We start from the raw sequence: 11,222 nt of genomic DNA, 5'->3' as shown, positions 1-11,222 counted from the left end.
CCCGACCACTCGACACATCCGAGCACCCGACGCATTCGAGCACCATCCGAGATCTGGAGAACATCCATGGCCAACCCCTTTGACCGCGAAGACGGCCGGTTCCTCGTCCTCGTCAACGACGAGGGGCAGTACTCCCTGTGGCCGTCCTTCGCCGCCGTGCCCGACGGCTGGCGGGTGACGCTCGCGGCGACCGACCGCGCCACGGCGGTGGCCCACATCGAGCGCGACTGGACGGACATGCGTCCGCTCAGCCTGCAGCGTCGGGCGGGATGACCGTGGCCTCGTCCGACCCGGCCATCCTCGCCGAAGGGCTGCAGAAGCAGTACCGCGGCCACACGGCGCTGCACCGCGTCGACCTGGCGGTGCCCGCCGGCACCGTCCTGGGCGTACTCGGCCCCAACGGCGCGGGCAAGACGACCACCGTCCGCATCCTGGCCACCCTGGTCGAGCCGTCCGCCGGCCGCGCCGTCGTCGCCGGGCACGACGTGGTGCGCGAGGGCAAGGAGGTCCGGCGGCGCATCGGCCTCGCCGGACAGTACGCGGCCGTCGACGAACTCCTGACCGGGCGCGAGAACATGGTCCTGCTGGCCAAGCTGCTGCGCTACGGGCGACGCGGTGCGGCCCTGCGCGCGGCCGAACTGCTCGAGCGGTTCGAGCTGACCGACGCGGCCGACCGCACCGTGGGCACATACTCGGGCGGCATGCGCCGCCGGCTCGACCTGGCCACCTGTGTCATCGGCGATCCGCAGGTGCTGTTCCTCGACGAGCCCAGCACGGGCCTGGACCCCACCAGCCGAAGCGTCCTGTGGGACGTGGTGCGCGATCTGGTCGCCAACGGCGTCACCATCCTGCTCACCACCCAGTACCTGGAGGAGGCGGACGCGCTCGCCGATCGGATCGCCGTCATCGACGCGGGCCGCGTCATCGCCGAGGACACCCCCGCGGCCCTCAAGCGCATGGTGGGCAGCGAGCGCCTGGAGGTGACCTTGGCCCGCCCGGAGAGCCTGGCCGACGCGGTCGCCGCGCTCGCCACGCTCGGCAGCGCCCAGGAACCGGTCGCCGACCCGGCCACCCTCCGGGTATCGGTGCAACTCGACCGGGGCGGCTTGGACGAGGTGGCGCGCGCCGCCGTCGCGCTGCGCGAAAAGGGCGTGGACACCGTCGACTTCGAGGTGTGCAAGCCCACGCTCGACGACGTGTTCTTCCAGCTCACGGGCACGGGACAGAAGAAGGAGAGCCGGCGATGACATCGACGACCGACGCCGCGGTGTCGCCGACGACCGCGGAGGCGACCGCGTCGACGGCGGCCGACCCCGCGGCCTCGACCCCGGTGCCGCGGTCCGCGGAGTCCAGGGGCGCGCTGCTCGGCTACCTCGGCGACACCCTCGCCCTGGCCGGACGCCATCTGATACATCTGCGCCGCTCCCCGGGCCGGCTCGTGCTCGTGACGATGACCCCGCTGGTGATGCTCGTCGCCGTCGGCTACCTCTTCCGCAACTCGATGAACGTCCCCGGCGGTGTCCCGTACGAGGACTTCATCCTGGCGGGCATCGCCGTCCAGGTCGGCCTGTCCGGCGTCGGCCCCACGGCCATCGGTGTCGCCCTCGACCTGCGCCACGGCCTGGTGGACCGGTTCCGCTCGTTGCCGATCGCACCGAGCGCGGTGCTCATCGGCCGCACGCTGGCCGACCTGTTCGTCGGCGCGGTCAGTCTGACGGCGGTGTCCCTGGTCGGCCTGGCCGTCGGCTGGCGGCCGCACGAGGGCGTGCTGCGCACCGCCGCCGGATTCGCTGTGCTGCTCGCCTTCATCTACACCATGCTGTGGCTCGGAATTCTGCTCGGCACCACCCAGAAGAATGTCGAGGCCATCGACGGCACGGGCGCGCTCGTGCTGGTCGTCTTCAGCTTTCTTTCCAATGCGTACGTCGGTGTGAACGGCCTGCCGGAATGGTTGCGCCCGGTAGCCCAATGGAACCCGGTCACCGCCGTCATCACCACCTGCCGCAGGCTGTGGGGCAACGACCCGTCGGGCGCGGCGGGCAGCGGGTTCGCCGCCGACCACCCCGGCGTGGTCGCCGCCATCACCCTGACGGCGATCCTGGTCATCGCGGTCGCCGGCAGCGTGCGGGGCTTCGAAAAGGCCATCGGAAGGTGAGCGGCAACCGCCGTCAGTGAACGGTCAGTTGAATGTCATCGGCCCGTCATCGAGGCTGACTAATTTTTGCCGTAAGGCAAATTCGAGAACCTGGGAAACGGAGAAAACAAACATGACGACTGTTGTGCCCGAGCGCCTTACCCGCATCAGGGAAATCATTGCCGAGAACATCGATGTACACATCGAGTTCGCGGACAGCACACTGTTCATCGACGAACTGGGCGCCGACTCCCTGAAACTCATCGACGTGCTCAGCGCCCTCGAGATGGAGTACTCCATCGTCATCGACATGGACGAACTCCCGAAGATGGTGAACGTGGAGACCACGTACCAGGTGACCGCCGCCGCTGCCGGTTGGTGAGCAGCGGGGGATCCGGTCCCGGACCCCCGCCCACAGGCATCCCACTGCTTAAGGAGTCCGATGTCCACCGCACAGTCACCGCCGGCGCCGCCCGCCCGCGCACCGGCGAATCGCCGCCGGGCCGTCCTCACCGGCCTCGGCGCGATCTCCAGCATCGGCACGGGTGTCGAGGAGTTCACCGCGGCGTTGCGGGCCGGCCGCTCCGGCGCGGGGCCGATCACCCGCTTCGACACCGAGGGGTTCGGCCACAACACCGCATGCGAGGTCTCCGAGTTCGAGCCGGAGCGCTGGATTCGCAACGTACCCCTCGACGACATGGGCCGCGCCGGGCAGTTCGCCGTCGCCGCCGCCCGGATGGCCGTGGTGGACGCCGGACTCACCGAGGCCGACCTGCGTGAGCGGCAGGCGCTCATCAGCGTCGGCACCACCGACGGCGAGTCGCACGACATCGGGGTGCTCGTCGAACAGGAACTGGCCGCCGGGGACCCGGAGGCCATGGATCCGGTCCTGTCCCGCCGCATCAACGCGGGTCGGCTGAGCACCGTGATCGCCCGCGAACTGCGCATACCGAACGTGGAGGCCACCACCATCACGACGGCCTGCGCGGCGGGCAACTACTCGATCGGCTACGGCCTGGACGCGATCCGTTCCGGCGAGGTCGACATCGCGCTGTGCGGCGGAGCCGACGCGGTGTGCCGCAAGGCGTACCTCACCTTCAAGCGGTTCGGCGCGCTCACCCCGGACGTGGTACGGCCCTTCGACAAGAACCGGCAGGGCATCCTCACCAGCGAGGGCGCGGGCATCCTCGTCCTGGAGAGCCTGGAATCGGCGCTGGCGCGCGGCGCGCACATCTACGCCGAGGTGCTCGGCTACGGCCTCAGCTGCGACGCCAATCACGCCACCGCACCGGACCGCGTCGGCATCGCGCGCGGCATTCGCCTCGCCCTGGACGACGCCGGGGTCAAGAAGGAGGAGATCGACTTCATTTCCGCGCACGGCACCGGCACCAAGGCCAACGACCGCACGGAGTCGGCCGCCATCCTCGACGTGTACGGCGACGCGCCGCCGCGCACGGTGGCCCTGAAGTCGATGCTCGGCCACGCGATGGGAGCGGCGAGCGCCCTCGGCGCCATCGCGTGCAGCCTCGCCATCGAGCACGGGTTCATTCCGCCGACGATCCACCATCGGGAGACGGACCCGGCCTGCCCGCTCGACGTCGTGCCCAACAACGCCCTCGACGCGGACGTGCGGCTCGTGCAGAACAACTCCAGCGCCTTCGCCGGCAACAACGCCATCCTGATTCTGGGGACGTACGGAGAGTGAGTCCCGCCATGAGTACCGCAGCAGTCACCCCGGCGGCCTCGCTGCCGCCGGAGACGCTCGTCATCACCGGGTGGTCGGCCGTATCCCCGCACGGCGTGACCCGCCAGGCCTTCGCCGCGGGCGTGCGCGGCGGCGCGAAGACGGCCGTGAAGGCGGACGTGGCACTCGGCACCCTGCCGTCGCCCAACGTCTGCACGGTCCCGGACTTCGACATCCCGGGCCTGCTCGGCGCGAAGGGCACGGCCAAGATGGACCGGCTCACCGCGCTGACCCTGGTCGCCTCCGACGGGCTGCTCCTCGACGCCGAAGGCAACAAGGCGGTGCGGACCGACGAGGCCACCGGTGTGGTTCTCGGTATCTCCATGGGCAGCCTGGAGAACATGACGGACCTCCTTCGTCAGTCCTACACGAACGCGCTCCCCTTCCACGTCGACGCCGGCCGCATCCCCTTCGGCAGCCTCAACCACGCCGCGGGCGCCTGCGCGATCCGGCACGACCTCAAGGGCCCCAACACGACGGTCGCGGGCGGCCGCGTCAGCGGGCTGCTCGCCCTCAACTACGCGCGGCGGCTGATGAGCCAGGGCCGTGCGACGAAGTACCTGGCGGGTTCGGTCGAGGAGTTCTCCGCCATCCACGCCTGGTTCGAGTACACCGCCCTCGCGGCCGGCGACCCCTCGCCGCTGCTCGGCGAGGGCTGCGGGCTGTTCCTGGTCGAGCACGCGGGTGCCGCCGAACGCCCCGCGCTGGCCGCGGTGTTGAGCATCGAGACCGGCGTCGACATCGACGACGACCCGCGGGCCGCCGTCACCGGCTGCGTCCGTCGCGCCCTGAACCGCGCGGGCGTCACCGCCGACGAGGTGTGGGCGGCCGTCCCGTGTGCCGCACCCACCTCCGCCGGTCGGGCCGAGTCGGAGGCGCTGGCGGCGCTGGTGCCCGCCGACGCGCTGTCCCGGGTGCCGTCCATGGAACTGCTCGGCGACACCAGCGCGGCCTCCGCCTCCTTCCAGATCCAGGCGGTGCTCGGGGTCGCCGAGGCCGACCCGACCTCGTCCGGCCGGATCGCGCTGGTGTCCGCCGTCGACCGGGACGGCGCGGTGGGCTGTGCCGTGCTGCGACTGCTGGGGGAGCACGCATGATCGCGCTGGTCAGCGGCGGATCCCGGGGCATCGGCAAGGCCATCGTGCTGCGCCTGGCCCAAGACGGGTACGACGTCGCGTTCTGCTACCGCTCGAACGACGAAGCCGCCGAGCAACTCGTCAAGCAGGCAGGCGAGTTCGGCACCCGCGTCACGGCCGCGCGCTGCGACGTGTCCGACTCGGCGGACGTGCGCGACTGGTACGCGCGGACCGAGCGCGAACTCGGCCCCGTCGACGTCGCCGTGACCTCGGCCGGCATCACCCGGGACCGGCCGGTGATCCTGATGCCCGACGAGGACTGGGGCCGGGTCCTGCGGACCAATCTGGACGGCGTCTACCACGTGTGCCGCGCCGCCGCGTTCTCCATGAGCAAGCGCAGGAACGGCGCGATCGTCAATCTGTCCTCGGTGTCCGGGATCCACGGGAACCTCGGGCAGGCCAACTACGCCGCCTCCAAGGCCGGGATCATCGGCTTCACCAAGTCGCTCGCCAAGGAGTGCGGGCCACGCGGTGTGCGCGCCAACGTGGTCGCCCCGGGCCTGATCGCGACCGACATGGTCGACGACATGTCCGAGGCCGCGGTGGAGCGGATGCTGAAGAACGTGGCGCTCGGCCGCGCCGGCCGCCCCGAGGAGGTGGCGGACCTGGTGTCGTTCCTGGCGTCGGACCGCGCCGCGTACATCACGGGGTCGGTCTTCGAGATCCACGGTGGTGGCACCTTCTGATGGGCACGGGAACGCAGGGGGCTCGGGGCCTTCGTGACAGCTACGACGCGATCGTCGTCGGCAGCGGCATCGGCGGCCTGGTCAGCGGCGGTTATCTGGCCGCCGACGGGCGCCGCGTGCTCATCCTCGAACAGCACGACGTGGCGGGCGGCAACGCGCACGCCTTCCGCAGGCGGCGCAAATACGAGTTCGACGTCGGCATGCACTACATCGGCGACTGTGGGCCCGACGGGCTCATCCCCACGATCCTGTCCGGCCTCGGTGTCCGCGATCGGGTGCGCTTTTTGCCCATGGACAACGAGCACGGCTTCGACCGGGTCATGACGCCCACCGCGACGCTGGACGTGCCGGCCGGGTGGGACGCCTACGCCGACCGGCTCCGACAGGCGTTGCCGGAGGAGGCCGACCGCGTCGACCGGTTCATCGACCTCGCCACGGCCATGGCCGCCGTGAACCGGGCCAGTCTGACGGGCGATTCGATGGCGGAGTTGTGCCGCAGGTTCCCCGAGGCGATGCGCTGGACCCGCCGTACGCTGGGCCAGGCCCTGGACCACTGCGGCCTGTCCGCCAAGGGCCGCACCCTGATCGCGGCCCAGGCCGGCAACTACGGCTCGATGCCCGACGGGGTCGGCTTCGCCGAGCACGTCAACATCACGGACCACTACCTGCGCGGCGCGTACTACCCCGAGGGCGGCGGCCAGGCCCTGGTGGCCGCGTTCGTCGAGGCGCTCGAGGCGTACGGCGGCGAGTTGCGCACCCGGTGCGAGGCGCGCCGCATCCTGATCGAGAACGGACGTGCCACCGGCGTCGAACTCACCGACGGGCAGCGGATCTCGGCGCCGCTGGTCATCTCCAACGCGGACTACCGGCGCACGGTCCTCGACCTGTGCGGTGGCGAGGCGGCCTTCCCCGCCGGCCTCGTGGCACGGACCCGCGAGGCGACCATGCGCAATGCCATCGTCTCGGTGTACGTCGCGCTCGACACCGAATTGCCGGCGCTGCCCAACGCCAACATCTGGTGGCACGGCAGCGACGACATGGAGGGCGCGCACGCGGCGATGCTGGAGCGGTACGCGCGCGACGGATCGATGGACACGGTGTCGCAGCTCGCCTTGTTCTTCGCCTCCCTCAGGGACCCGGGGGCGCACGCCGTGTGCCCGCCCGGGCACAGCAACTTCCAGCTCATGATGAACTGCCCGTTCGGCTACGACTTCTGGGGGGTGCCGGGCGGACCGGTGGACGGCGAGCCGTACCGCCGCAACCCCACCTATCTCGCCCGCAAGCGGGAGTTGACCGAGGCGATGCTGGACACCGCCGAGAAGATCCTCGGTCCGTTCCGGAGCCGCATCACACACGTGGAAACGGCGACTCCGCTGACCAACGAGCGCTACATCCGGGCCGGCGGCGGCACGCCGTACGGCATGGCCACCTGGGGCGGCACGGCCCGGCGGCCCGACGTGCGGACCGAGGTCGAGGGTTTGTACGTGGTCGGCCAGAACGTCCGCTACGGCAGCGGCGTGGGCGGCGTGGCGACCTGCGGCATCGCCGCCGCCTCGCGCATCCTCGGCCGCAGGCTGTTCGCCGAGGCGTTCACCGGCACGGTGCTCGGCGACGCCTCCAGACTGCCCGAACGGGCACCGGACTGGGACCCACTGGCCGTCTCGCGCGGACAGGCGCGACAACGAGCGAAGGGCCTGGCCGGCATCGGCTGAGGGCCGCCCGGCCCGCGACCGATCACCTTCCCCTACCGACCAGGCCCTTCCGTCCCGACCAGGAGCAGTGTTCCCATGAATCAGGTACCTTCCTTCGCCGTGGTCTCCGGTGCTCAGGTGCACCAAGTCCTCGGCGGGCGCGAGGAAGAGGTCGTCGCGACGATCGAGGCCGCCTACCGGCTGCACGGCGAGGGGCAGACGGTCAACCCCGACTCGTACTTCCTGCGCTTCCCCGACCGTCCGTCGTCCCGGATCATCGCGCTGCCCGCGTCGATCAAGGGCGATGTGGAGGTGCACGGCATCAAGTGGATCTCCAGCTTCCCGGAGAACGTGGCCGCCGGCATCCCGCGCGCCTCGGCCGTGCTCATCCTCAACGACGCCGAGACCGGCTACCCGTTCGCCTGTCTGGAGAGCTCCATCATCAGCGCGGCGCGCACCGCCGCCTCCGCGGCCCTCGCGGCGGCGCGGCTGGGCGAGGCGCGCGGGCGGCGCCCGACGCGGGTGGGCTTCTTCGGAGTCGGCCTGATCGCCCGCTACGTGCACCGGTACCTCGCGGGCAGCGGCTTCGCCTTCGAGTCGATCGGCGTGCACGACGTGTCGGCCGAGTACGCCGAGGGTTTCGCGGGCTATCTGCGCCGGGCCGAGGGCGTGGACCGCGAGATCACCATCCACGACAAGGCCGAGGACCTGATCCGCGCGAGCGATCTGGTCGTCTTCGCCACCGTCGCGGGGGAGCCGCACGTGAGCGACCCGCGATGGTTCGCGCACAACCCGCTGGTGCTGCACGTCTCCCTGCGGGACCTGTCCCCCGAGATCGTCCTGGACTCGTGGAACATCGTCGACGACATCGAGCACTGCATGAAGGCGAACACCTCGCCACACCTGGCCGAACAGCTGGTCGGCCACCGCGAGTTCGTCGCCGGCACGCTGTACGACGTGCTCACCGGGGCGATCACCCCGCCGGCCGACCGGCCGGTGGTCTTCTCGCCGTTCGGCCTGGGCGTCCTCGACATGGCCGTCGCGAAGTACGTGTACGACCGGGTCCGCGAGACGGACGGACTGCACACCGTCCCGGACTTCTTCCACGAGCTCAAGCGCTACGGCTGACGCCTTGCCCGGCCGGCTGTAAGCGCGTCGCGACGGGGCGATCCCCGGCGACCGCTGACAGCCGGCTGACGGCGCGCTGACCGAACGAACAACCGGCCCCGGAGTACCTTGCCGCGTCCTCGACGCCCACACAGAATCTGCCGCATGAGATCCTTTTCCAGCCTGGAGGAATTCGCCGGCGCGGCCGGCGAACACCTCGGCTACAGCGAATGGCTCGAAGTCACCCAGGGAAGCGTCGACCAATTCGCCGGTGCGACCGGCGACCTCCAGTGGATTCACGTGGATCCCGAACGGGCGGCGACCGGACCGTTCGGCGGGACCATCGTCCACGGCTACATGACGCTCGCGCTGCTGCCCGCGATGATGCGGGCGATCTTCGCGATCGAAAAGGTCGAGCTCGGCGTCAACTTCGGCCTGGACAAGGTGCGTTTCCCCCGTCCCGTGCCGGTCGGGGCCCGCGTCCGCGGCGGCGCCAGACTCACCGGCGTACGCGAAACGCCCTCGGGCCACCTGACCGCCGTGCGCATGACGGTGGAGGTCGAGGGCCGGCAACAGGCGGCCTGCGTGGCGGACACCCTGTCGCTCTTCGTCGCCCCCGGGACGCCCCTGGCCGCGCCCTGACGGCGGTAGGAGAAACACCCCCCTCCGCCGTCCAAGAGGGGAGTAAATACTACCGATTTCGGTGCCCGAACTCCGCCACAATAGCGACACGGCCACTGTGGCCGGACACTGCGAATGGCAAGAGGAGTGAATACATGGACGGCACGACGCAACCCGGGGAAAGCCCGTCGTCGGGCGAGATCAAGGGGTTCTCCGTCCCTGCCGGGTTCGTCGGGCTGCGGCGGGCGTTGGCCCTGTGCTGGATGTCGATCGCCGCCCTCGGCCGCTCCCTTGCCGTCTCCGGCGCGATCACCCTGGTGGGTCCGGGCCTCGGCATGGTGCCACGTGCCATGGAGGGCGTACGCGCGCTGAGCAACCGCCGGCGCGCGCTGGCCGCGCGCTGGTCCGGCGTGCGGATCCCGGCCCCGGCCGGCCGCCGGCCGCCGGTGCCCGCGGGCGCCTCGGGAGTCGTCGCCCGCTACCGCTGGATCATGAACGACCCGCAGATGCGCCGGGAGTTCGTCTGGGTTCTCTCCGACCCGGTCGCCGGTGCCTTCCTGGCCTTCTTCCCGATCGCCCTGCTCCTCGGCAGCGCGTGGGGCATCTTCCTCGCCTTCTTCGGCGTCTCGCTCTCCGAGGAATGGGACGGCCTGTGGTACTACTTCATCCCGATCGGGGGTTCGGCCACCGCGGTGTTCGCGGGCGTCCTGGGCGTACTGCACCTGCCGCTGGCCCTGTGGGTGGCGCCCCGCGCCGTCCGCAAGCACGCCCTGTACACCCACGCGATGCTCGCCCCGAGCGAGAACGAGATGATGGCCGGCCGCATCGAGCACCTCGCCACGACCCGCTCGGACGCGGCGGACACACAGATGGCCGAGATCCGCCGGATCGAGCGCGACCTGCACGACGGCGCCCAGGCACGCCTGGTGGCGATGGGCATGAACCTGGACACCGCGGAACGCCTCCTGGAGACCAACCCGGAGGCCGTGCGCGCCCTGCTGATCGAGGCACGTCAGTCCTCGGCCAAGGCGTTGCAGGAACTGCGCAATCTGGTCCGCGGCATCCACCCGCCGGTTCTCGCCGACCGCGGACTCGTCGACGCGGTCCGGTCCTTGGCCATGGTCTGCCCGGTCCCCACCGAGGTCACCGTCGACCTGCCGGGCCGCCCCGAGATGCCGATCGAGTCGGCCGCGTACTTCGCGATCTCGGAGATCCTCACCAATGTCGCCAAGCACTCGAACGCGGACCGGGCCTGGATCGACGTCCGTTACGATCACGGAATGCTGCGCGTCACCATCACCGACACCGGACACGGCGGCGCGGACGCCGCCCGTGGCACCGGCCTGCGAGGCGTCGAGCGCCGCCTTGCCACTTTCGACGGTGTACTGGCCGTGAACAGCCCCGTCAACGGCCCGACGATGGTGACGATGGAGCTTCCGTGCGAATTGTCCTCGCCGAAGACCACTTCCTCCTTAGGGACGGATTGATCCGCCTCCTGGAGGCACACGGCCACGAGATCGTGGCCGCGGTGGAAAACGGAGCGGACCTGCTGGAGTCGCTCACCGAGAAGCAACCCGACGTCGCGATCGTCGACGTTCGGCTGCCGCCGAATTTCACCGACGAGGGCCTGCGTGCGGTCCTCGCCGCCCGGCGCGAGACGCCCGACCTGCCGGTGCTGCTCCTCTCCCAGTACGTCGAGCCGCTGTACGCGCGCGAGTTGCTGAGCAGCGGCGGCTGCGGAATCGGCTACATCCTCAAGGGCCGGGTGACCAACGGAGCGCAGTTCCTGGACTCCATCCGGCGGGTGGCCGAGGGCGGCACCGTGATGGACCCCGACGTGATCTCCCAGCTCCTGGTGCGCAAGGAGCGCGACGAGAACATGAGCACCCTGTCCGGTCGCGAGCGCGAGGTCCTGGTGTGGGTGGCGCAGGGCCGCTCCAACGCGGGCATCGCCCAGTCCCTGTTCATCTCGGAGAAGGCCGTCGCCAAGCACATAAGCAGCATCTTCACCAAGCTGGGCCTGCTGCCGGCCGACGGCGACAACCGCCGCGTGCTGGCGGTCCTCGCCTATCTGGACCAGTGACCCGCACACGACCCGGTCGG

Annotated in this window: 12 protein-coding genes; all 12 read left to right on the top strand. The window is 70.6% G+C overall.

All coding sequences use genetic code 11. The annotated features are described in order from the left end of the window. The first annotated feature begins 66 nt into the window (after window positions 1-66). The 12 genes from EMA17_RS08930 to EMA17_RS08875 all read left to right on the top strand — a co-directional run bounded on the left by EMA17_RS08930 (window position 67) and on the right by EMA17_RS08875 (window position 11,202). The gene (locus tag EMA17_RS08930; RefSeq protein ID WP_126636376.1) at window positions 67-273 is read left to right on the top strand and encodes an MbtH family protein; all 207 of its coding nucleotides are present in this window, start codon (window positions 67-69) and stop codon (window positions 271-273) included. Next, on the top strand, window positions 270-1,247 hold the full coding sequence (locus EMA17_RS08925; RefSeq protein WP_126636375.1) for an ATP-binding cassette domain-containing protein: 978 nt from the start codon (window positions 270-272) through the stop codon (window positions 1,245-1,247). Before EMA17_RS08930 ends, EMA17_RS08925 begins: the two co-directional genes overlap by 4 nt. Beyond that, complete coding sequence (locus EMA17_RS08920) at window positions 1,244-2,155, top strand: ABC transporter permease (protein ID WP_126636374.1); 912 nt, start codon at window positions 1,244-1,246, stop codon at window positions 2,153-2,155. Before EMA17_RS08925 ends, EMA17_RS08920 begins: the two co-directional genes overlap by 4 nt. A gap of 112 nt (window positions 2,156-2,267) precedes the next feature. Then, a complete protein-coding gene (locus EMA17_RS08915) occupies window positions 2,268-2,516 on the top strand; it encodes an acyl carrier protein (protein WP_126636373.1) in 249 nt (82 codons plus the stop codon). Window positions 2,517-2,576: 60 nt separating this feature from the next. After that, window positions 2,577-3,839: a beta-ketoacyl-[acyl-carrier-protein] synthase family protein gene (locus tag EMA17_RS08910; RefSeq protein WP_126636372.1), complete on the top strand. Its 1,263-nt coding sequence runs from the start codon at window positions 2,577-2,579 to the stop codon at window positions 3,837-3,839. 8 nt (window positions 3,840-3,847) lie between these two features. Next, on the top strand, window positions 3,848-4,975 hold the full coding sequence (locus EMA17_RS08905) for a beta-ketoacyl synthase N-terminal-like domain-containing protein (RefSeq protein WP_126636371.1): 1,128 nt from the start codon (window positions 3,848-3,850) through the stop codon (window positions 4,973-4,975). Beyond that, a complete protein-coding gene (fabG, locus tag EMA17_RS08900) occupies window positions 4,972-5,700 on the top strand; it encodes a 3-oxoacyl-[acyl-carrier-protein] reductase (RefSeq protein ID WP_126636370.1) in 729 nt (242 codons plus the stop codon). Before EMA17_RS08905 ends, fabG begins: the two co-directional genes overlap by 4 nt. After that, a complete protein-coding gene (locus EMA17_RS08895; RefSeq protein WP_126636369.1) occupies window positions 5,700-7,412 on the top strand; it encodes a phytoene desaturase family protein in 1,713 nt (570 codons plus the stop codon). Before fabG ends, EMA17_RS08895 begins: the two co-directional genes overlap by 1 nt. A gap of 75 nt (window positions 7,413-7,487) precedes the next feature. Continuing rightward, entirely contained in the window at window positions 7,488-8,519 is a 1,032-nt protein-coding gene (gene sbnB / locus EMA17_RS08890) for a 2,3-diaminopropionate biosynthesis protein SbnB (RefSeq protein WP_126636368.1), read from the top strand. Between the two features lie 135 nt (window positions 8,520-8,654). Beyond that, the gene (locus EMA17_RS08885; protein WP_281290469.1) at window positions 8,655-9,140 is read left to right on the top strand and encodes a MaoC family dehydratase; all 486 of its coding nucleotides are present in this window, start codon (window positions 8,655-8,657) and stop codon (window positions 9,138-9,140) included. A gap of 134 nt (window positions 9,141-9,274) precedes the next feature. After that, entirely contained in the window at window positions 9,275-10,606 is a 1,332-nt protein-coding gene (locus tag EMA17_RS08880; RefSeq protein ID WP_126636366.1) for a sensor histidine kinase, read from the top strand. Then, window positions 10,558-11,202, top strand: a complete 645-nt coding sequence (locus EMA17_RS08875) for a LuxR C-terminal-related transcriptional regulator (protein ID WP_126636365.1) — start codon at window positions 10,558-10,560, stop codon at window positions 11,200-11,202. Before EMA17_RS08880 ends, EMA17_RS08875 begins: the two co-directional genes overlap by 49 nt. Window positions 11,203-11,222 lie beyond the last annotated feature (20 nt).

The organism is Embleya hyalina (assembly GCF_003967355.1).
GTDB classification, from domain to species: Bacteria; Actinomycetota; Actinomycetes; order Streptomycetales; family Streptomycetaceae; genus Embleya; species Embleya hyalina.
This window is presented reverse-complemented; position numbering and strand designations above follow the sequence as displayed.